Source organism: Streptomyces sp. CA-111067 (genome assembly GCF_050956065.1).
In the GTDB taxonomy this organism is placed as follows: Bacteria; Actinomycetota; Actinomycetes; order Streptomycetales; family Streptomycetaceae; genus Actinacidiphila.
In genome coordinates, this window is record NZ_CP192103.1 from 3,781,129 (window position 1) to 3,802,224 (window position 21,096).

Consider the following 21,096-nt stretch of genomic DNA (forward strand, 5'->3'; position numbering starts at 1 on the left):
TCGCCCGCAAGATCGAGAAGAACGTCCGGCGCACGGACGAGCGCAACGAGCACGGGGCACAGAGCCGGACGAGCGGCGGCTGAACGTCTTCCGCGCCACGGTCACCCGTGGCGCCGGCAGGCCGGCCGGCGGCGGGTTCGGGGATGGGATGCGCTCCTGGCCGAGCGCGCCAGGGGCAACACCGCTGCTTGAACGCGGCACGCCCTATGCTGCCGGGATGATCAAGCCCATTGAACTCGTCATATTCGACTGCGACGGCGTGCTTGTCGACAGCGAGCGCATCGCCGCGCGTGTCCAGGTGTCCCTCGGCGCGGAGTTGGGCTGGCCGCTCACCGAGGACGAGGTGGTGGCCCGGTTCATCGGGCGCTCGCACGCCGCCAACCGCGAGCAGGTCGCCGCTCGGCTCGGCGAGGACACGGCCGCGATCTGGTCGAAGAGGTTCGAGCAACTCCACCGGGAGGCCGTGGATGCCGGGCTCGCCCCGGTCGACGGCCTGCCGGAAGCGCTCGACGCGCTCACCCTGCCGACCTGTGTCGCCTCCAGCGGCTCGCACGAGAAGATGCGGCACACCCTGGGGCGCACCGGACTCTACGAACGCTTCGCGGGCCGCATCTACAGTGCCACCGAAGTGGCGCACGGAAAGCCCGCGCCCGACCTGTTCCTGCACGCCGCTCGGCAGATGGGCGTCGATCCCGCGGCCTGCGCGGTGGTCGAGGACAGCCGGCCCGGCGTCCTCGCTGCCCGCGCCGCCGGCATGCGGGCCTTCGGCTATGCCGGCGGGCTGACCCCGGCCGAACGCCTTGAGGGCCCCGGCACCACCGTCTTCTCCGACATGCGCAAGCTGCCGACGCTCATCGCCGAGGGGTGACCGGCCCCGCGGGAAGAGGGCGCGCAGATTGCTTGATCCGGGCAGTGATTCGCGGCGGGGCCGGCGGGGACAATCACTGGGCTGTTCACGAACGGACCGTTCTGCGACTACGTACAAGGTGGTTCATTCTCTTGCGACTGACCCGCGCGACTCTCGCCGTCGCCACTGGCGCCCTCGCCTCGACGCTGCTGCTCGCCACTCCGTCCCTCGCCGCCGGCACGCCGCATCCCAGCGCCGCCGCGTCGTCTGTTCCGGTTGCCGCCGCGGCGTCGGATCCGGGGTCCGGCTATGACGGGATGGACGAGGACGACCTGCGCATCGCCATACTCCAGATACTCGGCAACCCCGCCAGCGGGGAGCGGGTGACCCGGGAGGCGGATGAACTCCTGGACAACGGGACCGCGGAGGAGATGCGCGCCTGGCTGGAGACGGGGTACCGGCTCGCGCAGGCCGAGGACGACCGGGTCGCCATCTTCCGGATCCTGGCCGACCCCGACACCGGTGTGGCCGTTCATCGCGAGGCCACCAAGGCCCTGGACGACGGGAGCCCCGAAGCCCTCCGCGCGTTCCTGGCGACGGGGTACCGGCTCGCGCAGGCCGAGGACGACCGGGTCGCCGTCTTCACCATGCTCGCCGATCCCGGCATCAGCGACGCCATGCGCCAGGCGATCTACGCCGTGCTGGACGACGGCTCACCCGAGGCCCTGCGGCAGTTCATCGAGGTCGGCCAGTACGAGGTCGACGGCTAGCAACCGCGTCACGGCGGTCCGTTCGTCGACGTCACCTCGACGGGCGGACCGCCGCGTCCCGGAGTGCTCACGTCAGGGTGAGGACCAGCACCACCAGCGCCAGAACCGCGAGCGCCGCTCCGCCGAACTGCCAGGTCCGTTGGCGCGAAGGCAGCGCGCGTACGTGGGGGGCGTGCTCGCCGGGGAAGACGTAGTAGACCCAGTTCGGCTGCTGGGGGACGGTGATCCGGGCCAGGGGCAGGTGGCGCAGAGCGGTGTGGCGGGCGAGCTCGCCGGGGCGCCGGTTCAGGCGGGGCGGCAGGTCGGGGAACTGGTCGGCGAGGTCTTCCGGCAGCTTCTCGTCGCGGCTCACGGTGATCTTCTGCCACCGGCCGGCATCGCGGGCGAGCAGCCGGGCCGCGAGCGGAACTCCGTTGGCGGGTAAGCGTATTCGCGCCTTGTGGACGCGCCTGGCGATGACGCCCTGGGTCCATGTCACGCTGCCGCCGGTCCCCTTGCACTGGGGGTGGACGACGGTCCCGGTGCGTTTGCAGTCGGGGCAGTCGCGCCTGCCGCGGCCCCCGCAGTCGGTGCAGCCGATGCGTCCCTTCCCTTGGCATTCCGCGCAGGCGGCGCCCTCCGCACCGCACTCACGGCAGGTGGTCCTGACCCCACCGGGCCTGGCGGTGGCGTACTTCCGCCGCTTGCCGGTGCCCTGGCAGCGCACGCACGGGTCCAGGCCGCGGCAGCCGGTGCAGGACATCGTCACCTCGCAGGGCACATGGCCCTGGCCCTGGCAGCGCGAGCAGGTGACTCTGCCGTTCCCACAGGGACAGAGCCGGTCGTTCAGCGAGTCCTGCTTCAGCAGCTTCACGGTCGTGGCGGCGAAGGGGTGGACGGGGGCATCGAGCCCGTAGTCGTCGAGCACCTCGTACACGGGCAGCTTCGACACGGGGTGCTTCGCGAGATCGACGGCGCCGTCCTGCGTCTGCCGGCTCTCGGTGCGGGTCTCGATCAGACGCTCGGTCGTGCCTTCGAGCAGCGGGCACCACGTGAGGGCCGCCGGGCCGGCGAGGCCCACCTCAGCCGCCCCCGGGCGGCCGTCGAGATGCCGCTGAACGGCCGCGCGTACGTCCTGCTCGCTGAGCACCCGATCAGCCCCCTGCCGCCCGACCACCCGATGCCTGCACGGTAGCCGCAGCGGCGGTGGCGCTGAAGGCTTTCGTCGAAGCCGGCCGGGCGGCCGCATTTCGGGGGCGGCCTGGTGGGATCATGGGGGTCGGCGGGCCGGGTGGAGTGAAGTGAGGGGACGGGGACCATGGGCGGGCGCGGCGGGTCTTTGAGCGAGGCGGTCGGCGGGGTCGAGGTGCTGCGGCGGCTGAGCAACAGCTTCTACGACGAGGTGCTGGCCGATCCGGTGCTCGCGCCGGTCTTCGCCGACTTCACCTGGACGCACATCGAGCATGTGGCGATCTGGCTCGACGAGGTCTTCGGCGGGCCGGAGGCGTTCACCCGCGACCTCGGCGGGCACCAGGCGCTGCTGCGCTCGCATCTCGGGCTGGGCATCACCGAGGAGCAGCGGGTGCGGTGGATGGAGCTCATGGCGCGGGCCGTCGACAAGGAGCTTCCCGACGACGGGGCCCTGCGGCAGCAGGTGATGGCCTACTTCGACTGGGGGACGAGGATCGCCCGGGACGTGTCGGCCGACCCTGAGGGCACCGACCTCGGCGACCCCGGTCCCACGCCTCGCTGGAGCTGGGACGGGCTGGCCTGACGAAGCGTCACCCCCGGCCTGTTACCCCAACTGGCCGCGGCGGCGGGCGAGATACGCGGTCTCGGCGGTGTTGCCGGCCAGCTCGATCGCCCGGTCGTACGCCGCACGCGACTCCCCGCTGCGGCCGAGCCGCCGCAACAGGTCCGCCCGGGTGGCGTGGTACGCGTGGTAGCCGGCCAGCGGCTCGGCGAGGCGGTCGACGATCGCCAACGCGACCTCGGGGCCGTCGAGTTCGGCCACCGCGATGGCCCGGTTGAGTGCGGTGACGGGTGAGGGGTCGACGCGGGCGAGCTGGTCGTAGAGGGCGAGCACCTGCGACCAGTCGGTGTCCCGGATGTCCCGGGCCGAGGTGTGCACGGCGTTGATCGCCGCGAGGATCTGGTAGCGGCCAGGCGCAACCCCGGCCCCCGCACCGGCGTCGGCGCCAACCCCGGCGGCGGCCCCGGCCACTGCGGCAGCGGCAGCCCCGGGGGCCGCCCCCGCAGCCACAGCAGCCAGCCGTTCCCGCACCAACCCGTGCCCCTCAGCGATGAGTTGAGCATCCCACGCCCCCCGGTCCTGCTCGTCGAGCGCGACCAGCTCGCCGCCCGCCGACACCCGCGCCGCCCGCCGCGCCTCGGTGAGCAGCATCAGCGCCAGCAGCCCGGCCACCTCCCCGTCGTCCGGCAGCAGGACCCGGATCAGCCGGGTGAGCCGGATCGCCTCCTCCGTCAGGTCGTGCCGTACCGGATCGGTGTCGGGGCCGGTGGCCAGGTACCCCTCGTTGAAGACGAGGTAGAGGACGGTGAGCACGCCGGACACCCGTGCCGGCAGATCCTCCGGGGACGGCACCCGGTACGGGATGCGCGCCGCCTTGATCTTGGCCTTCGCGCGGGTGATCCGCTGTCCCATCGCGCTCTCGGCCACCAGGAACGCGCGGGCGATCTCGGGCACCGTCAGGCCGCCGACCATGCGCAGCGTCAGCGCCAGCCGGGCCTCCATCGCCAGCGCCGGGTGGCAGCAGGTGAAGATCAGCCGGAGCCGGTCGTCGTCGATCGCGCCGAGCGGCTCGGGCGGCTCGTCGTCGGACAGCATCTGAGCCTCCTCGTGCTTGTCCTGGCGCTTGTTCTCGCGCCGGAGCCGGTCGATGGCCTTGCGGTTGGCGGTGGTGGTCAGCCAGGCGCCGGGGTTGGGCGGCACGCCGTCGCCCGGCCACCGCTCGACGGCGGTCGCGAACGCCTCGGCCGCCGCCTCCTCGGCGATGTCGAGATCACCGAAGCGCCTGGTCAGGGCGGCGACCACCCGGGCCCACTCCTCGCGGTGGGCCCGGCTGACCGCCTCCCGGACGTCGATCACAGAGTCCGTCGCAGAGTCCGTCGCAGGGTCCGTCGCAGAGTCCGTCACAGGGTCCGTCACAGGAACGGCCGGACCTCGACCTTGCGGTTGCAGGCCCGCGATCCCTCGGCGGCGAGCGCCAGCGCCACATCGAGGTCGGGGGCCTCGATCACCCAGAAGCCGGCCAGGTACTCCTTGGACTCCAGGAACGGCCCGTCGGTGACCAGCCCCTGGCCGCCCCGGTTGTCCAGGACGGTGGCCGTGTCGGGCATCGCGAGGCCGCCGGCGAAGACCCAGTTGCCCTCGCCTTGCAGCCGTTCGTTGAACACGTCGATCGCGGCCTCCTCCTCCGGGACGGCGAGGCTCGGCCGGTCATGGATCACGGAAAGCAGGTACTGCATCTGAGGATCATCTCCAATGAAATGAGGGGTGAAGGGTGAGGGGTGAGGGTGGTGCCGGACGTCAGGCCGTCGGGTACTGCGGGCGTCCGGCCGGCCGGAAGACCTGGATCGTCACGCCCTTGGAGTCGACCCGCGACTCGACCAGGTCGAGCGCGAGGTCCGGGCCGTCCGCCGGGAACAACCGCGCGCCCTGGCCGAGGACCACCGGCACCACGATCAGCGTGATCTCGTCGACCAGGCCGCTCGCGAGCAGCGACCGGAACAGCGTGCCGCTGCCGTGCACCTGCAACTCACCCCCGGGCCTGGCCTTCAGCTCCCGGACGGCGGCCTCGACGTCACCGGACAGCACGGTGGTGCCCGACCACTCCGGGCCGGCGAGCGTACCGGAGGCCACGTACTTGGGCCGGTTGTGCAGCGCCTGGTGGACGGGCTCCCAGCCGGGCACGTCCTCGACCTTCCGGCTCCCCCACGACTCGGCGAACAGCTCGTACGTCCGCCGGCCGAGCAGGAACGCGTCGGCCCGCGCGTACGCCTGGTTGATCAGCGCGTGGGTGTCCTTGTCACCGGCCCCGAGCGCCCAGCCGCCGCGCTCGAACCCGTGCCTGCGGTCCTCGTCCGACGAGCCGCCGTTCCCCTGCATCACACCGTCGACGGTGACCTGGGTCATGGTCGTGAGCTTCATGATCGTGGTTCCTCTGCTTCGGCGCCGCCCCGCGTGGGCGGCCTTCACCCCTGCTACGAACGCGGCCACCCCGATCCGACACCCCCGCCCGGATTTCCTCAGGAGAAGTTTCCAGCACCCGCCGCCCGATCCGGCGGCACGACGCTCCCGGCGCCCCGGCCGGCCCCCGCCGGCCCGGCACCCCCCGCCTAGCAAGCCCCCGGCCCGGCACCCCCCGCCCCGTACTCAGGTCTTGAACGGATTACTCGTCATGTTCGCCAGCCCCTGCCGCACATCCCCGGACAGCTGCTCCGCGATGTGGACGACGCACATCAACGGCACCAGCCGGTTGATCCGCGGGTCCCGGATCTTGACGGTGTACGCCGACCTGACGCCCTGCTTGCGGCCGACCGAGAAGCCCGCGCAGCCGGGCGCGCTGAAGCGGTACCGGGTGGCGAGGACGTAGCCGGCCCCGATGGTGCCCGCCACCACGTTCACCGGGAAGGTCCGGGTCACCCGGGTCTGCAGTCCCTCGGGCCGGCCCTTCAGCGCGGGGAGCCCGGCATGGGAGACGCTGAGGTGGTCCTCGGCCAGCGCCCTCGACTCCCGCTGGACCTCCCCGACGATCCCGCCCTCGGCGCCGCCCGCCTGGTACGCGTTCACCCAGCCGGCCGCCTGGTCCAGATCGGGCCCCTCGTAGACGGCGTACGGCCGCAGCGAGTCGGTGACGCCCGCCTTGCGCACCCGCGCCACGGGCCCGGAGCGGCCCTTCACGTGCAGGTCGAACGTCGTCTCCTTGCGCTTGAACTCCGGTACGCAGGTGAACTCGCCGAGCGCCTGGAACGTCACCGTATGCCTCCCCGTCCTGGCCGCCGCGCGGCCCTCGCGGCGCTCCGCGCCGCCTCCTCGTCCTGCGCCGACGAGCATGGCAGGCGCCTCGTACGAACCCGGGGGTTCGGCCCCGGCAGCACTCCCCAACCGCCCCACCAGCATCTCCACCGCGGCCGATTTCCCGGCCCTGACGGGATCTTGACATCTCGTCCGGACCTGCGGAGGGTAATAGACAACGATGTCAGAACCTGCTCCATCGCCAGTCGGAGGGTCTCGTGGACACGCCAGGTCAACCCGGTCTCGATCGCCGGACGTTCCTCACCATCGCGGCTGTCGGGGCCGGCCTGGTGGCCGTTCCCGCCGGGCTCATGGGCGCGCAGCCGGCCGGCGCGGAACCGGCCGGCGGCCGGCCGCCGCTGGGCGGAGCGCCGGGGGGCCGCCCGGAGGCGGCGGCCGTGACCGACCTCGCGGTCGAGTCGGTGGACTCCGCCGGGATCACCCTGCGCTGGAGCCCGCCCGCCCGCGCGGTGCAGTACGAACTCCGGTCCGCGGACCGGCCGATCGACGCCTCGACCTGGCACACCGCCCGGCGTATCGGCGGGCTCCGCCCGGTCGGCGCGGCCAACGGTTACCACCGGCTCAGCCTGCGCGGGCTCGACCCGGACACCCGGCACTGGTTCGCGCTGGCGACCTTCGACGGCCGGCGCTGGTCGGCGCCGTCCAACGCGCCGGCCACCCCGCCGACCCGGCTGGACCAGGTCGAGGTGTGGATGTTCGAGCAGAACGCGTCCGACGCCCGCAACCGGCGGCTCACCCGGGTGGTCGCGCCGGACTTCGTCCACCGGGCCCAGTACGAGTGGGTGGGCACCGAGTACGAGGACCGCGGCTTCCCCGCCGTCCGGCAGAGCCTCGTCCGGCTGGCGCAGGACGGCGCGCTGCTCGGCGCCGGGGTGTCGGCGAGCTACTGGGAACCGGACCTGGAGACGCTCGCGCCGGGTGTCGATCCCGCCGAGGCGTCCGGCGACCCGCTCGGCAAGGGGCCGGTGTACCACCTGGTCAGCGATACTCCGAGCGCCGTCAAGCAGCTGGTCTTCAAGGCGGAGCGGCAGATCGGGGCCGGGTTCGACGGCATCGAGTTCGACGAGTGGTACCCGACCGACACCTCCGTGATCGCGCCGGCGATGCGGGCGATCAAGCAGTGGGCGCGGCAGAACCACGGGCGGACGGTCTACCTGTCGGCCAACTCGACGTACGGCGGCGCCGACTTCCCCGCGCTCGACGGCGACACCAACACCGGCGCCGAGGCGGTCGACTACTACCTGCGCAACTACCCGTTCCGGCTCCAGGGGTTGGACGTGCCGGCCGCCGAGAGCACGGCGCTGTTCGACGGCACCGCGAACCTCATCCCCCAACTGCGGTCCGCCATCGCCAAGGTGGCGCCCAAGCCGTTCGTGTTCTTCATCGACTACGCGACGCCGACGATCTTCTGGGGGCCGCACGACTTCGCCTCCTGGCCGGCGTTCATCCGGATCGCGTCCGCCCAGATCCTCGCCGCGGGCGGCTTCCCGGCGGCCGGCCGCAGCATGTACAACGCGCTCGACGGCCTGGTGCGCGGGGTGTTCACGCTGGAGTCCAACCTCGCCGCTTTCCAGCGCGACCACCACGAACTGCGGCGCGGGCTCCGGGCGATCACGCCGGACACGCTGAGCGTGAGCGCCGCGAACGTGCGGTTGTCCGCGTTCGACCAGCCGGGGCGGCGGATCGTGCACGTGGTGAACGGCGACTTCGACAACGCCGCCGGCCGCATGAGCACGCAGCACGACCTGACGGTGACGGTGTCGGCCGACCGCCGCCCGGCCGGCGTCACGCTGCTGACCCCGGACGCCGTCGGCTCGGCCCGGCAGCAGCCGGTGTCCTGGCGGTACGCGGCCGGCGAGGTCACCGTGCGGGTGCCGCGGCTGGACTTCCACAGCGTCCTGGTGCTCGGCCTCGACCGGCCCTACCGGGCCCAACTCACCGCCACCCGGGTGGTGTTCCCGTTCCCCGGCCCGGGCACCGTGCCGGTCGGCAACAGCGTGCACCTGGTGGCGGTGCCGACGCAGGGCACCACCCAGCAGGTCCGCTGGTCGGTCGACGGCCGGCCCGGCGGCGACAGCCGCGTCGGCACGGTGACGGCGGACGGCACCTACACCGCGCCGGCCCGGATCCCGGCCGGCGGGTCGGTGACGGTCACCGCGGCGAGCGCCGCGGAGCCCGATGTGGCCAGCAGCGTCCAGGTGGCGGTCGGCGGGGCGGTGCGGCTGCCGTGGAAGGCGCGGATCCGGGCCGGCGAGACCACCGACCTGGGCCACCGGCCGCCCGACGGGTGGCGGATCGTCGAGGGCCGCGGGGACTGGGACGTCACCGACGGCGCCCACGGGCCGGTGATCGCCAACACCAGCCTGACCGAGGGCGAGTCGCAGGGCGACACGATCGGCGAACCGGCGCTGCTCGTCGCGGGCGACCAGAGCTGGACCGACTACGCGTTCGCGGTCACCGTCACGCCGACCGTCGAGCCGGTGGTGTGGTACTCCGATCCCGGGTACCGGGCGGACACGTTCGTCGGGGTGGTCGCACGCTTCCAGGACGACGCGAACTACTACGAGTACCGGCTCTGCGCCGACGGCAACGCCCGGCTGTCGGTCAAGCGCGACGGCGTCCTGGCGCAGGTCGGCGACCCGGTGCCGGCGGCGTTCCCGCAGGTCGGCGCGGCGGCCGAGGTCGCCGTCCGGGCGGCGGGGGACGTCCTGGAGCTGTGGCTCGACGGGACGCTGGTCCGCCGGGACAGCGGCGTCGCTCTCGGCCGGGGCGGGGTCGGGCTGGTGACGAGCCTGACGCAGAACACGTTCGACGCGATCCAGGTGACCCCGGCCTGACCAGGCGGCGGCGGCCGGACTCGGGCCGCCGCGGCGGGGTTTGAGTACCCGTGCTCATGCCCGAGCGGGGCGGACCGGCGCACGCTGCTGGTACGCCACGCCGGAGCGTCCGGCGTGCGGGCGCCGGGGGGCTTGTCGTGGCGGTACTGGGCATGGTGGCGGGGCTGGTGGCCGCCGCGGCGGTGTGGCGGCAGTCCGTCCGGTCGGGGCAACGGCTCGGCGCCGGTATGGGCTGCCTCCTTCTGGGCGGCGTGGTGTTCACCCTGCTGGTGGGCGGGTGGGTGGTCCTGGTCGTCCTGAGCGGCTCGGACCTCGGGCTCACCACGCCGTGACGCCCTACCGGCGGGCGGCCGGCCGGCTGCGGATCAGGCGGCCGGCCGCGAATTCAGGCTTCCGGCCGCGGATCAGCCTTCCGGCAGGGTCCGGCCCGGCATCGGCTCCGCGAGGGCGGCCCGCTGGGCCGGAGCGGCGAACGGGTCGGCGAAATACTGCGTCTCGTGCACGACGTGCTGCCCGGCGAACTCCATGACGCTCACCGTGTACGACGGCACCCCGTCATAGGTGATGACGCACTCGCTCACCCACAGGTCGCCCTGTCCGGTGATCCGCCGGACGCTGAAGTGCCGGTCCGACGGGTGGCCGCCGCGCTGCGCCGCGATCGTCGCGCGGCCGGCGAACCGTTCGCCCGACTGCGGGTAGTCCAGGATCGCGTCCGGCGCGTAGACGGCGTGCTCGGCCTCGATGTCGCCGCGTTCCGAGGCCCGCCAGTGCTCCTCGATCGCGGCCCTGGTCAGCGAGTCGTCGGTCATGGCACCGCCCTTCCGTGGCGGTCACAGCCTAGGTACTCGGGGCCGTGATCCGGCGTATCCACGACGCGCGGGCCGCCTTCGCCGCCTGGGACACCGTCGCCTGCGGGGCCATCAGGTCGAAGCCGTGGAAGCCGCCTGACCACACGTGCAGTTCCGCCTGGCCGCCGGCCCGCCAGATGGCCGAGGCGTAGGCCACGTCCTCGTCGCGGAACGTCTCGGCGGAGCCGCTGTAGATGAACGCCGGTGGCAGGCCGGCCAGTTCGGCCGCCCGGGCGGGGGCGGCGTACGGCGACACGTCCGGGCCGCCGCGCGCGGCGCCGAGCAGCGCCGCCCAGCCGGTCTCGTTCGACGTGCGGTCCCAGACGCCGATGCCCGCCATCTGCCGGGCCGACGCGGTGTCGTTGCGGTCGTCGAGCATCGGGGCCTGGAGCATCTGGGCCGCCAGCGCCGGGCCGCCGCGGTCCCGCGCGAGCAGCGCGACCGCCGCCGCGAGGCCGCCGCCACTGCTCGCGCCGGCGATGACGACACGGGCCGGGTCGATGTTCAGCTCCTCGGCGTTCTCCGCGACCCACACCAGGCCGGCGTAGCAGTCCTCGACCGGTGCGGGGTACGGGTGTTCGGGCGCGAGCCGGTACTCGACGGAGATGACCGCCGCGCCCACCGAGGTGGCGAGGTCGACGATGTCGGGCAGGCCGGTGCGCCGGTCGCCGAGGATCATCCCGCCGCCGTGCGTGTGGTAGATCGCCGGGGTCGGCGCCGTGGCGGCCGCCGGGCGGCATACGAGCACGATGACGTCAGGACCGCCGGCCGGCCCCGGCACCGTCCGCTCGAAGACCTCGAACTCGCCGCCGCGGCGCAACTCGTCGTCGGACAGCGCCGCCAGGCCCGGCGGGCCGGCCCGGAACGCGGCGATCAGGTCCGGCGTGATCGACGGCGGCAGCGTCTCGACGACGGCGGCGAGGGTCTGCGCGAGCTCGGGGTCGAAGGGAGGGGGCGGGCCGACGCGGTCGGCGGGCGTGGTGGCGCTGGTCATGGGCGAGCTCCTGTTCGGGAAGGGGGGCGGGGAAGGGCGACGGGGAATGGGCGGGGCGGGGGCGAAGGCGGGGCGGTGGTGCGGGGCGGGGCTCACTCCGCCGCGGCGGTCAGTTCCTCGCCGGCGCCGCGCGGCGACGAGGCGGGCTCCGCGGCCCGTTCCCGGTGCTCGTCGCGCGGGCGCAGCCCGAACCAGATCAGGGCCGCGCTGACCAGCGTCAGCGCCACGTCCACCGTCAACGCGAGGTGGATGCCGGACAGTTCGGAGCCGCGGGTCGCGGCGATCGAGCTCAGGATCGGGATGGCCGCGGTGATGGCGACGTTCTGCGTCATCAGGGTCAGGCCGGTCGCCAGGCCCTGCTCCTCGTTCGGGAGGCCGGACGTCGCGGTGACCGTGTAGCCCACGATCGACGTCACATGGCCGAAGAACCCGATGAGCAGCGCGGGGATCACGATCGCCAGCCCGGCCCGGCCCGAGCCCAGGAACACCAGCGGGAGGACCGCGAGGCCCTGCACGGTCATCCCCGCCACCAGCACCCTGCGGTGGCCGAAGCTCCCGATGAGCCGCCCCGCGATCACCCCGGCGGCCACCGCCGCCAGGCCGGGGAGGCCGAAGATCAGGCCGGTGACCAGCGGCGACAGGCCCAGGACCTTCTGCAGGTAGAGCGTCATCATGAAGATCATGGCGGTCTCGAAGAAGATCACCAGGCCCGCGTAGTTGCCCCACTTCACCGTGGGCCGCCGGAGGATGCGCACCGGCGCGAGCGGGGCGGGCGCGCGCAGTTCGACCAGCCAGAACGCCGCCAGCAGGACGGCGCCGACGACGGCCGCGACGGCGTTCTTCTCGATGATCGCGTAGACCGCGGCCAGCAGCCCGCCGGTCACGGTCACCGCTCCCGGCAGGTCGGTCCGCACCCGGTCGGGTACGCCGCCCCCGCTGATCAGCGAGGGCGCCAGCAGCAGGATGGCCACGGCGACCGGCACGTTGATGAAGAACGCGGCCCGCCAGCTCAGCAGGCTGACGAGGGTGCCGCCGAGCAGCGCCCCGACGGTGAAGCCGGCGGACAGCAGCGCGCCGTTGAGGCCGAGGACCCGGGCGCGCATCTTCGGTTCGGTGAAGGTGCTGGTGAGCAGGGACATCGCCGCGGGCGTCGTCATCGCGGTGGCGAAGCCCTGGAGCGCCCGGGCGGTGAGCAGCGTCCCCGCGTTTGCGGCGAAGCCGCCGAGCAGTGACGCCCCGGTCAGCAGGACCATCCCGGCCAGGAACAGGTTGCGCCGCCCGAACAGGTCGGCCAGCCGGCCGAACAGGAGGGTGAAGCCGGCCGCGGGCAGCGCGTACGCGGAGGCGATCCACGGCAGCCCGCCCAGCGACAGCCCGACGCCCGCGCCGACGTCCGGGAGCGCGACGTTCAGGATCGAGAAGTCGGCGGACAGCATGAATCCGGCGCCGAGCAGGATGAAGAGGATCAGCCGCTCTCGGGTGGTGAGGCGGGGAGGCGGGCTTGTCGTGGCGGCAGCCATGGTTCGGTTCCTTTCTGGCATAGGCGTGGCCTGGCGCAGGCGGGGCCTGACGTGGGCGCGGTCTGGCATAGGTGTGCGGCCTGGCACAGGTGTGCGCTCTGGCGTAGGCATGACACGCAGGGCTGATGGACCGGCCGCGGCGGGCGCGGACGGGGTGGTGGTGTGGCGGCCGGGGGCTCGGGCAGCCGGGGGGCGTGCCGACTGCTACGCGCGGGCGTCCGTTTCCGGCTGCTCGGCCACCCGCTTGAGGGTGGCGAGCCGCCGGCCCCATTCGGCGGCGAGCGTGGCCATCCACCGGGCGGTGGCGTTCAGCGCGTCCGGCCGGACGGCGTAGCGCACTTCGCGTCCGACCCGGTTGCCGGTGACGAGGCCGGCGGCGTCCAGTACGGCGAGGTGTTTCACGACGGCCTGCCGCGAGACGGGGAGGTGCTGGGCGAGTCCGGTGGCGGTGACCTCGCCCCGCGCGGCCAGCAGGTCGAGGAGTTCGCGCCGGGTGGGATCGGCCAGTGCGGCGAGGACGGCGCTGACCGGCTCGACGGCGCCGTCACGTTGGTCGGTCATACCGGCCGTTCTACGACGCGGCCCCCGCGCATGTCCAACGCTCCGGGCCGGCCGCGGGTGTTCATGGGTGCCTCCAGTCGCCGCTGATGGTGCAACCCCCTGGTTGCAAGTCCAGGGTCGCACATGGATGCGGCCTGGTGCAACCACTTGGTTGCACGACGGTGGGCGCGGGGCAGCCCCGTCAGGCCGGAAGCAGCCGGTCCCTCGTGCTCAGGAGGAACGACTTGAACGCCGCCACCGGCGCGGTGTCCCGGCCGCCGTCCAGCCAGGCCACGCCGATCTCGCGGACGGCGCGCTGGCCGGCGACGTGGAGTTCGGTCACGCCGGGACGCGGGACGGCCGGGGGTGGCAGCAGGGCCACGCCGAGGCCGGCCGCGACCAGGCCGCGCAGCGTCTCCGCCTCCTCGCCCTCGAACGCGACCCGCGGGACGAACCCGGCCTCGGCGCACAGCGCGTCGGTGATCCGGCGCAGGCCGAAGCCGGTTTCGAGGGTGACGAACGGCTCGGACGCCACCTCCGCCAGCCGCACCCGGCGGCGGTTGCCGAGCCGGTGGTCGGCGGGCACCACCAGGCGCAGCCGCTGCTCGGCCAACCGCCGTACGACCAGGCCGGGTTCGTCGGGCAGCGGCGAGGTCAGGCAGAGGTCGAGGCCGCCGGCCCGCAGCCGTTCGAGCATCGCCTCGCCGTAGGTCTGCACGAGGTGGAAGCGGATCCGGGGGTGGTCGGCGCGGAAGTCGCGCAGGAGCGAGGGTACGGTCTCGGGCCCGAGGGTGTGCAGGAAGCCGAACGCGACCCGGCCGCCGGCCGGGTCGGCGTCGAGGCGGACCGCCTCCGCGGAGCGCTCGACCTCGGCGAGCGCGCGTTCGGCGGCCTGCTGGAAGGTGCGGCCGGCCCGGGTCAGCCGCAGCGTGCGGCCCTGCCGGGCGAACAGCGTGACCCCGAGGTCGGCCTCCAGCCGGGCCAGCGAGCGGCTGAGCGTGGACTGCGGGACACCGAGGCGTTCGGCGGCCCGGGTCATGTGCTCCTCGCGAGCGATAGCGGCGAACCAGGCGAGCCGCGGAGCGAGTTGACCGGCCCAGGCCCCGGGCGCGAGTTCGGCCGCGGGCCCGGATTCGTCCGCGAGGCCGAGCCGGTTGGCGGGTCCGGGCCGGTTGGCAGGGCCGGGCTCGTTCGCGGTGCGCGGCCGGTCCGGGGCGCCCGGGCCGTCCGAGGTGTCCGGCCGGCTCACGGCGCCCGGCGGGTCCAGTGCACTCGACCCGTCTGCGGGGAGCGGCCCCTTCGCTGGACTCGGCCGGTCCGCGAGGCCCGGGCCGCCCGAGGCGCCCGGCCCGTTCACGGCGCCCGGGCCGTCCCCAGGGCCCGGGTCGTCCGCAAAGCCCGGCCCGTTCACGGCGCCCGGGCCGTCCCCAGGGCCCGGGTCGTCCGGTGTGGGCGAGACCTCAGTTCTGCCGTTGCCCTCCACGTAAATCCCTCCGGCCTGCTCTCATGCACCGCTGGATCAATTCTGCACCTCTCATGCATTGGACGCATCGAAAAGCGCGGTCGTAGCGTCGCCGGCATGGACACCGCACGCGCAGGCGGGGCCGGCCCCGTACCCATCGGCACGACGACGAGCCCCGCCCCCGGCGCGGGCCCGGCCGCGGCCGATCACCGGCTGCGCGCCGGCAGCCACGGCTACCGCCGGGCCAACCTCGCCCTGTTCGCCGCCGGCCTCGCCACCTTCGCGCTGCTGTACTCCACCCAGGCGCTGCTGCCGGCGATCTCCACCGGCCTGCACCTGTCCCCCGCGCAGGCCAGCCTGACCGTCACCGCGACCACCGCGGCCCTGGCCGTCACGCTGCTGCCGGCGAGCGCGCTCAGCGAGCGGTACGGGCGGACGCCGGTGATGACGGCGTCCGTCTTCGCCGCGTCGCTGCTCGCGCTCGCCGTGCCGTTCGCGCCGAACCTCGCCGTGCTCGTCGCCCTGCGCGCTCTGCAAGGGGTGGCGCTGGCCGGGCTGCCGGCGACCGCGATGGCCTACCTCGCGGAGGAGCTGCACCCCTCCGCGGTGCCGTCGGCGATCGGGCTCTACGTGGCGGGCAACTCCGTCGGCGGCATGAGCAGCCGGGTCGCCGGCGGCGCGCTCGCGCAGCTCCTCGGCTGGCGGGCCGCGCTGCTCGCGGTCGCCCTGACGGCGCTGGCCTGCGCGGCCGCCTTCCGGGTGCTCGTCCCGCCGGCCCGGAACTTCACCCCGGGGCCGCTCTCGCCGCGCGCGCTGGCCCGCACGGCGGCCGGGCACCTCGGCGACGCCCGGCTGCGCCGGCTCTACGTGGTCGGGATGCTGTTCATGGCGGTGTTCGGGGCGGTGTACACGGTGCTCGGCTACCGGCTCAGCGGTGCGCCGTACCGGCTGTCGCAGGGGGCGGTCGGCGCGATCTTCCTGGTCTACCTGGTGGGGACCGGGACGTCGGCCGCGTCCGGCGCCCTCACCGCGCGGCTGGGCCGCCGCGCCGCCTTCGCGGTGGCGCTCGTGCTGTGCGCGGGAGGGCTGCTGCTGACGCTCGCCGGGTCGCTCGCGGCGATCCTGTCCGGGCTCGTCCTGGTCACCGGCGGCTTCTTCATCGGCCACGCGGTCGCCTCCGGCGCGGTCGGGCGCACCGCGCTGACCGGCCGGGCACAGGCGTCGGCGCTCTACCTGACGGCGTACTACATCGGCAACAGCCTCGGCGGCACCCTCGGCGCCTACGCCTACCGCCTGGACGGCTGGTCCGCCACCACCGCGGTCGCCCTCGCCGCCCTCGCCCTGGCCGCGCCGGCCGCCCTGCGGGTAGCTTCGCCCCGGTGACCGCGACCGAGACGCAGGGCTTCGCATCGACCTCCGACGGGACGCGTCTGCGCTGGGTCGCGCTCGGCGACCGGACGCGGCAGCCGCCGGTGGTCCTGCTGCACGGCGGTCCCGGCCTGCCGGACTACCTGGGCCCCGTCGCCCCCATGAACGCCGACCTCGCCCCCGTCCACCGGTACGACCAGCGCGGCACGGGCCGGTCCCCGTGGCGCGGCAGCCACTCCTTCGCCCGGCACGTCGGCGACCTCGCCGAACTCCTCGACGCCTGGGCGGCGCCGCGGGCCGTGCTGATCGGGCACTCCTACGGCACCGACCTGGCGAGCCGGTTCTGCCTGGCGCACCCCGAGCGGGTCGCCGCGGTGCTGCTGATGTGCGGGCCGTTCGTCGGCGACTGGCGTACCGGGTACCGCGCGGAACGGGACCGCCGGATGTCGGCGGCCCAGCGGGAGCGGCTGCGCGCGTTGCAGGACCTGCCGGACCGCACGGAGGCGCAGGAGGCCGAACTGCTCACGCTGGCCTGGTTCACCGACCACGCCGATCCCGAACGGGGCCTGCGCTGGGCGGTCCAGGGCGCCCGGCAGCGCCGCCCCGTCAACTGGGCCATGAACGCCGAACTCGGCAGGGCGGGCCGCGCCGACCCGCTCGACACGCACCTCGACGCGCTGCGCGCGTGCCTGCCCGCGCGGACGGAACTCCTCGCCGGGACCGGCGATCCCCGCCCGCTGGCGGCGCTCGAATCCCTCGCGGCCCGACTCGACCTCCCGCTGACCCGGATCGAGGACGCCGGGCACGAGCCCTGGTTGGAGCAGCCGGAGGCGGTACGGACGACCCTGCGGCGATTCCTGCGCGGCGCGTTGGGCTCGTAGGGCCCGGGCCGGCGGCTCAGACCCCGGGACGCGCAGGGCCCCGTCCACCGGCTGGGACTCGGGGACGCGTAGGCCCGACGGCTCAGACCCGGGCGACGCGCATGGCCCAGCCGGCGGCTGAGACCCCGGGGCGCGCAGGGCCCAGCCGGCGGCCGAGACCCCCGGCGCTCAGAGCGCGTCCACCGGCTCGGACCCGGGAGCGCACAGCGCCCGTCCACCCGCTCGGACCCAGCCGGCGTCCCCACCCCCATGGGCCCGGCCGGCGTTCCCACCCCCACGGGCCCGGGCGCTCACACCACCAGCAGCCGCAGGCCCAGTTCCGCCGCGTCCAGGGCCACGAGATCGCGGTTGCGCTCGGCCCACCGGCCCGAGGTGAGGTCGGTCCGGAGGGCGGCCACCGCGCGGTGTTCCGCCTCGGGGCCGACCCGGGTCCATACCGACATCGCGCGGCGGACGTGGTCCTCCAGGTATGCCTCGGGGCGGCGCCAGTACGCCTCGAAGAAGCCGTCGGCGCAGTCCCAGGGGACGAGGACCGGCTCGGCGCGGGCGTCGATCGCCCGGGCCAGGTCCGCCAGCGACGGCCAGTCGGCCATCACCTCGGCGAACTCGGGCAGGTAGTCGCGGGAGAGCCAGAACCGCTGGGGCCAGCCGGGCTCGCTCGCGTCGTAGGTGAGCACCACCACCCGGCGGGCCACCCGCCGCATCTCGCGCAGCCCGGCGACCGGGTCGGGCCAGTGGTGCAGGGTGCTGACCGCCATCGCCGCGTCGAAGGACTGGTCCTCGAACGGCAGGCTCTCGGCCCCGGCCGCCACGCACGGCGCCGCCCCGGGTGGGCGCTGCGCCCGCATCACCGCCGACGGTTCGACCGCCGTGACCTCCCGGTCCGCCGGCTCGTACGACCCGGTGCCGGCGCCGACGTTCAGCACGGTGCGGGCGTCGCCGAGCGCGTCCCAGATCCGGGCGGCGATGCGCGGCTCGGTGCGCCGGGTCGCCGGGTAGGCGGAGCCGATCTTCTCGTACAACTGCGCGCCGAACATGTTCAGTTGCTCTTCGGGCGTGGTCCTGATCCCCATGGCACGTGCCTCCAGCTCCCGGTCGATGGCCGCCACCATGGCGGCCGCGTGGTCGCGTTCGGCGAGCAGCAGGCCGCGCAGCCGGCGCAGGTGCGCCACCGCGTCGGTGGCCGGGTCGTCCACCAGGTCCGCGATCTCGCGCAGCCCGAAGCCGAGCCGCCGGTAGCCGAGCACCTCCCGCAGCCGCTCCACGTCGCCCGGCGTGTAGGCCCGGTACCCGGCGGCGGTCCGCGCGGAGGGCTGTACGAGGCCGATCTCGTCGTAGTGATGCAGCGTGCGGACGGTGACGTCGGCCAGCTCGGCGACGCGTCCCACGGTCAGGTGCGCTTCCACGTCCCCGACCATGGGCCATGACGCCGCGTGAGGGTCAAGCGGTGGCACGGTGCCGGCCGGTTCAGCTGCGGTCGGCCGCCGCGTCCGTCCGGGTCCCGTCCGGGAGCTGATCGGCGGGACGGGGCAGGTCGGCGGCACCGGGCACGTCGGCGGGAGCCGGGCCGTCAGCGGCACGCGGCACGTCGGCCGCCTCCACCGGCGGGATCACCTGGGTCTCCGGCGCCCCGCCGCCGGGCGCCTCCTTGACCGCCGCGGCGGTCTCCGCCTCGGAGCGCGCCTGGTTGCCCGAGACCATCCGCAGCGGCACCTCCTTCAGCCGGGTCGACAGCACGATCGCGCCGAGCAGCAGCACCGCGACGATCACGAACACCACGTCTCCCGCCGCGGAGAACCCGGCGAAGAACGGATGGCTGAGCGGCTTGGCCAGGCCGTTCAGGAACGACGTGTCGTCGAGGCCGCCGCCCAGGTGCTGGTGCAGTGCGGCGAGCTGGTCCGGATGCGCCTTGCCCGCCGCGACGAAGCCGGGGTCGGTCGCCGCCTTGGCGTACTCGTGGCCGATCTTGGTGCCGGCCTGCGCGAACAGCACGGACAGGAAGATCGCGGTGCCCAGGGTGCCGCCGATGGAGCGGAAGAAGGTCGACGCGGCGGAGGCGACACCCATGTCCTTGGCGGGCACCGCGTTCTGCATCGCCAGCACCAGGCTCTGCATGTTCAGTCCGAGGCCGATGCCGAAGACCGCCATGTAGATGTCGGTCCGCCACAGGGGCGTGTCGGCGCCGAGCGTGATCATCAGGCACATGCCGATGACCATGAGGACCGAACCGACCACCGGGAAGATCTTGTAGCGGCCGGTGCGGGCGATCAGCTGGCCGGCGCCGAGCGAGGCGAGCATCAGGCCGGCGACGAGCGGAAGCAGCAGCAGACCGGACTTCGTCGGCGAGGCGCCCTTGACGATCTGCAGGTAGAGCGGGATCACCGACAGGCCGCCGAACATCGCCATGCCGATGATCGTGACCTGCGCCGACGCGACCGAGAAGGTGCTGCTGCGGAACAGCCGCAGCGGCAGCAGCGCGTCATCGCCCATCCGGTGCTGCACCCAGACGAACACCGCGAGGCCGGCCGCGCCGATCAGGTAGCAGGCGAACGAGCCGGCCGAGGCCCAGCCCCAGCTCTGGCCCTGCTCGGCGACCACCAGCAGCGGCACCAGGCCGACGGCGAGCAGGATCGAGCCCCACCAGTCGATCCGCCGCTCGCGGCGGACGTGGTCGAGGTGCAGCACCTTGGCGATGACGACCAGCGCGAAGGCCGCGATGGGGACGTTGATGTAGAAGATCCAGCGCCAGCCGGCCGTGCCCAGGAAGCTGTCGGTGCCGGAGAGCAGGCCGCCGAGCACCGGTCCCAGCACGGAGGCGCTGGCGAAGACGGCCATCATGTAGCCCTGGTAGCGGGCCCGCTCGCGGGGCGGGATGATGTCGCCGATCACCGCGAGGGCGAGCGGCATGATGCCGCCGGCGCCGATGCCCTGGAAGGCGCGGAACCCGGCCAGTTCGTACATCGACTGGGCCAGGCCGCACAGCGCCGACCCGATCACGAAGATCACGATCGCGAGCATGAACAGCCGCTTGCGGCCGTAGATGTCCGACAGCTTGCCGAACAGCGGCGCGGCTATCGTCGAGGTGATCAGGAACGCGGTGGTGACCCACGCCTGCGCGGACAGGTCGTTGAGGTCGTTGCCTATGGTCTTGATAGCGGTGGAGACGATCGTCTGGTCGAGCGCGGCGAGGAACATGCCGAGGACGAGCCCGGACAGGATCGTCAGGATCTGCCGATGGGTCAGCGCGCCGTCCGGCGGCTCGCCCGTCGTCCGTGCTGCGGTGGCGCTCATGCGGTGCTGCCTTCTTCCGGTTCGCCGGTGCGCGCGGGGGGCCGCGCCGCGCCGGTCATCCAATGGGTGTGGGTCGTGTCGTAGGCCGCGGTGAACCGCTCCAGCAGGTGGACGAACTGGCCCCGCTCGCCGGGGGACCAGTCGCTCAGCACCTCCTCGAAGAAGGCCTTGCGGGCGTGCTCGTGCGCGGCGATCACGGCCTGGCCGGCCGCGGTGACCACCAGCAGGCTGGCCCGGCCGTCCACCGGGTCGGCGCGGCGTTCCAGCAGTCCGCGGGTCACCAGCGCGGTGACCTGCCGGCTGACCGTGGACAGGTCGGACTGCAGGCCGGCGGCCAGCGCGCTGGCCCGCATCGGGCCGTCGCCGGCCAGGGTGCGCAGCAGCATCTGCGTCGCCGAATCGACGTCGTCGCTCGCCGCGGCCAGCAGCCGGGCCTTGGAGCGCCGTACCGTCCGCAGCAGGTCGATCACCGCCTCGGCGACCGAGGACACCGGGGCGCCGCGGCCGTCCGGCCCGGAGCGGGCGGAGACCGTCGCCCGTTCCGCCCGTTCCTTCCGTTCCGCCACCGGCGCCGTGCCTGGTTGATCCGCCATCGCGCACCTCCGCGTCCCAGATACTTGTATAGCACAAGAACTTGGGGTGTACAAGTAATCACCGGGCGGCCCCCGCGGCGGGCTGACGGTCCGGCAGGACGGCGTCA

The 21,096-nt window shown here is 74.0% G+C and carries 20 protein-coding genes; 7 read left to right on the plus strand and 13 right to left on the minus strand.

What is annotated here, in order from left to right; all coding sequences use genetic code 11:
* Positions 1 to 217 precede the first annotated feature (217 nt).
* Positions 218 to 868 (plus strand): HAD family hydrolase, encoded by a 651-nt coding sequence (locus ACQPW6_RS16410; protein WP_433890381.1) that lies wholly within the window; start codon positions 218 to 220, stop codon positions 866 to 868.
* 131 nt (positions 869 to 999) lie between these two features.
* Positions 1,000 to 1,617 (plus strand): ALF repeat-containing protein, encoded by a 618-nt coding sequence (locus ACQPW6_RS16415; RefSeq protein WP_433890382.1) that lies wholly within the window; start codon positions 1,000 to 1,002, stop codon positions 1,615 to 1,617.
* 67 nt (positions 1,618 to 1,684) lie between these two features.
* On the opposite strand, the gene ACQPW6_RS16420 is transcribed toward ACQPW6_RS16415, so the two are convergent.
* Complete coding sequence (locus ACQPW6_RS16420; RefSeq protein WP_433890383.1) at positions 1,685 to 2,746, minus strand: hypothetical protein; 1,062 nt, start codon at positions 2,744 to 2,746, stop codon at positions 1,685 to 1,687.
* Positions 2,747 to 2,914: 168 nt separating this feature from the next.
* On the opposite strand from ACQPW6_RS16420, the gene ACQPW6_RS16425 reads away from it, so the two are divergent.
* Positions 2,915 to 3,370, plus strand: coding sequence for a group II truncated hemoglobin (locus ACQPW6_RS16425; RefSeq protein WP_433890384.1), 456 nt, complete (start codon positions 2,915 to 2,917; stop codon positions 3,368 to 3,370).
* 21 nt (positions 3,371 to 3,391) lie between these two features.
* Here ACQPW6_RS16425 and ACQPW6_RS16430 read toward each other — a convergent pair whose 3' ends face one another.
* The 4 genes from ACQPW6_RS16430 to ACQPW6_RS16445 all read right to left on the minus strand — a co-directional run bounded on the left by ACQPW6_RS16430 (position 3,392) and on the right by ACQPW6_RS16445 (position 6,673).
* A complete protein-coding gene (locus ACQPW6_RS16430; protein WP_433890385.1) occupies positions 3,392 to 4,705 on the minus strand; it encodes an RNA polymerase sigma factor in 1,314 nt (437 codons plus the stop codon).
* A gap of 56 nt (positions 4,706 to 4,761) precedes the next feature.
* On the minus strand, positions 4,762 to 5,085 hold the full coding sequence (locus ACQPW6_RS16435; RefSeq protein ID WP_433890386.1) for a YciI family protein: 324 nt from the start codon (positions 5,083 to 5,085) through the stop codon (positions 4,762 to 4,764).
* A 61-nt stretch (positions 5,086 to 5,146) separates the two neighbouring features.
* Positions 5,147 to 5,767, minus strand: a complete 621-nt coding sequence (locus ACQPW6_RS16440) for a dihydrofolate reductase family protein (RefSeq protein ID WP_433890387.1) — start codon at positions 5,765 to 5,767, stop codon at positions 5,147 to 5,149.
* Positions 5,768 to 5,992: 225 nt separating this feature from the next.
* Positions 5,993 to 6,673 (minus strand): hypothetical protein, encoded by a 681-nt coding sequence (locus tag ACQPW6_RS16445; protein ID WP_433890388.1) that lies wholly within the window; start codon positions 6,671 to 6,673, stop codon positions 5,993 to 5,995.
* Positions 6,674 to 6,852: 179 nt separating this feature from the next.
* On the opposite strand from ACQPW6_RS16445, the gene ACQPW6_RS16450 reads away from it, so the two are divergent.
* Positions 6,853 to 9,492, plus strand: a complete 2,640-nt coding sequence (locus tag ACQPW6_RS16450; RefSeq protein ID WP_433890389.1) for a fibronectin type III domain-containing protein — start codon at positions 6,853 to 6,855, stop codon at positions 9,490 to 9,492.
* 137 nt (positions 9,493 to 9,629) lie between these two features.
* Positions 9,630 to 9,824, plus strand: a complete 195-nt coding sequence (locus ACQPW6_RS16455; RefSeq protein ID WP_433890390.1) for a hypothetical protein — start codon at positions 9,630 to 9,632, stop codon at positions 9,822 to 9,824.
* 72 nt (positions 9,825 to 9,896) lie between these two features.
* Here the strand turns inward: ACQPW6_RS16455 and ACQPW6_RS16460 are convergent, their stop codons facing one another.
* The 5 genes from ACQPW6_RS16460 to ACQPW6_RS16480 form a co-directional block, all read right to left on the minus strand.
* The gene (locus ACQPW6_RS16460) at positions 9,897 to 10,301 is read right to left on the minus strand and encodes a nuclear transport factor 2 family protein (RefSeq protein ID WP_433890391.1); all 405 of its coding nucleotides are present in this window, start codon (positions 10,299 to 10,301) and stop codon (positions 9,897 to 9,899) included.
* A gap of 28 nt (positions 10,302 to 10,329) precedes the next feature.
* Positions 10,330 to 11,334 carry an alpha/beta hydrolase gene (locus tag ACQPW6_RS16465; RefSeq protein ID WP_433890392.1) on the minus strand — a complete coding sequence of 335 codons (1,005 nt, stop codon included), beginning with the start codon at positions 11,332 to 11,334 and terminating at the stop codon, positions 10,330 to 10,332.
* A gap of 92 nt (positions 11,335 to 11,426) precedes the next feature.
* Complete coding sequence (locus tag ACQPW6_RS16470) at positions 11,427 to 12,854, minus strand: MFS transporter (protein ID WP_433890393.1); 1,428 nt, start codon at positions 12,852 to 12,854, stop codon at positions 11,427 to 11,429.
* Between the two features lie 204 nt (positions 12,855 to 13,058).
* Positions 13,059 to 13,415: an ArsR/SmtB family transcription factor gene (locus ACQPW6_RS16475; RefSeq protein WP_433890394.1), complete on the minus strand. Its 357-nt coding sequence runs from the start codon at positions 13,413 to 13,415 to the stop codon at positions 13,059 to 13,061.
* 181 nt (positions 13,416 to 13,596) lie between these two features.
* Positions 13,597 to 14,643 (minus strand): LysR family transcriptional regulator, encoded by a 1,047-nt coding sequence (locus ACQPW6_RS16480; protein WP_433890395.1) that lies wholly within the window; start codon positions 14,641 to 14,643, stop codon positions 13,597 to 13,599.
* Between the two features lie 330 nt (positions 14,644 to 14,973).
* On the opposite strand from ACQPW6_RS16480, the gene ACQPW6_RS16485 reads away from it, so the two are divergent.
* Both ACQPW6_RS16485 and ACQPW6_RS16490 read left to right on the plus strand, forming a co-directional pair.
* Positions 14,974 to 16,239 carry an MFS transporter gene (locus ACQPW6_RS16485; protein WP_433890396.1) on the plus strand — a complete coding sequence of 422 codons (1,266 nt, stop codon included), beginning with the start codon at positions 14,974 to 14,976 and terminating at the stop codon, positions 16,237 to 16,239.
* Positions 16,236 to 17,105 carry an alpha/beta fold hydrolase gene (locus ACQPW6_RS16490; protein WP_433890397.1) on the plus strand — a complete coding sequence of 290 codons (870 nt, stop codon included), beginning with the start codon at positions 16,236 to 16,238 and terminating at the stop codon, positions 17,103 to 17,105. Before ACQPW6_RS16485 ends, ACQPW6_RS16490 begins: the two co-directional genes overlap by 4 nt.
* Positions 17,106 to 17,395: 290 nt before the next feature.
* Here ACQPW6_RS16490 and ACQPW6_RS16495 read toward each other — a convergent pair whose 3' ends face one another.
* From ACQPW6_RS16495 to ACQPW6_RS16505, 3 genes are read right to left on the minus strand one after another with little or no spacing between them, the layout of a single operon-like run.
* Positions 17,396 to 18,523: a MerR family transcriptional regulator gene (locus ACQPW6_RS16495; RefSeq protein WP_433890398.1), complete on the minus strand. Its 1,128-nt coding sequence runs from the start codon at positions 18,521 to 18,523 to the stop codon at positions 17,396 to 17,398.
* 49 nt (positions 18,524 to 18,572) lie between these two features.
* Positions 18,573 to 20,396, minus strand: coding sequence for a DHA2 family efflux MFS transporter permease subunit (locus ACQPW6_RS16500; protein WP_433890399.1), 1,824 nt, complete (start codon positions 20,394 to 20,396; stop codon positions 18,573 to 18,575).
* Entirely contained in the window at positions 20,393 to 20,989 is a 597-nt protein-coding gene (locus ACQPW6_RS16505) for a MarR family winged helix-turn-helix transcriptional regulator (RefSeq protein ID WP_433890400.1), read from the minus strand. The genes ACQPW6_RS16500 and ACQPW6_RS16505 overlap by 4 nt, the downstream gene beginning before the upstream one ends.
* Between the last annotated feature and the right edge of the window lie 107 nt (positions 20,990 to 21,096).

What these genes read in the sequence shown, in the direction of transcription:
- ACQPW6_RS16410 (WP_433890381.1), top strand. Translation starts at nt 218, where the DNA reads ATGATCAAGCCCATTGAACTCGTCATATTCGACTGCGACGGCGTGCTT.
- ACQPW6_RS16425 (WP_433890384.1), top strand. Translation starts at nt 2,915, where the DNA reads ATGGGCGGGCGCGGCGGGTCTTTGAGCGAGGCGGTCGGCGGGGTCGAG.
- ACQPW6_RS16435 (WP_433890386.1), bottom strand. Translation starts at nt 5,085, where the DNA reads ATGCAGTACCTGCTTTCCGTGATCCATGACCGGCCGAGCCTCGCCGTC.
- ACQPW6_RS16440 (WP_433890387.1), bottom strand. Translation starts at nt 5,767, where the DNA reads ATGAAGCTCACGACCATGACCCAGGTCACCGTCGACGGTGTGATGCAG.
- ACQPW6_RS16445 (WP_433890388.1), bottom strand. Translation starts at nt 6,673, where the DNA reads ATGCTCGTCGGCGCAGGACGAGGAGGCGGCGCGGAGCGCCGCGAGGGC.
- ACQPW6_RS16460 (WP_433890391.1), bottom strand. Translation starts at nt 10,301, where the DNA reads ATGACCGACGACTCGCTGACCAGGGCCGCGATCGAGGAGCACTGGCGG.
- ACQPW6_RS16465 (WP_433890392.1), bottom strand. Translation starts at nt 11,334, where the DNA reads ATGACCAGCGCCACCACGCCCGCCGACCGCGTCGGCCCGCCCCCTCCC.
- ACQPW6_RS16470 (WP_433890393.1), bottom strand. Translation starts at nt 12,854, where the DNA reads ATGGCTGCCGCCACGACAAGCCCGCCTCCCCGCCTCACCACCCGAGAG.
- ACQPW6_RS16475 (WP_433890394.1), bottom strand. Translation starts at nt 13,415, where the DNA reads ATGACCGACCAACGTGACGGCGCCGTCGAGCCGGTCAGCGCCGTCCTC.
- ACQPW6_RS16485 (WP_433890396.1), top strand. Translation starts at nt 14,974, where the DNA reads ATGGACACCGCACGCGCAGGCGGGGCCGGCCCCGTACCCATCGGCACG.
- ACQPW6_RS16495 (WP_433890398.1), bottom strand. Translation starts at nt 18,523, where the DNA reads ATGGTCGGGGACGTGGAAGCGCACCTGACCGTGGGACGCGTCGCCGAG.
- ACQPW6_RS16500 (WP_433890399.1), bottom strand. Translation starts at nt 20,396, where the DNA reads ATGAGCGCCACCGCAGCACGGACGACGGGCGAGCCGCCGGACGGCGCG.
- ACQPW6_RS16505 (WP_433890400.1), bottom strand. Translation starts at nt 20,989, where the DNA reads ATGGCGGATCAACCAGGCACGGCGCCGGTGGCGGAACGGAAGGAACGG.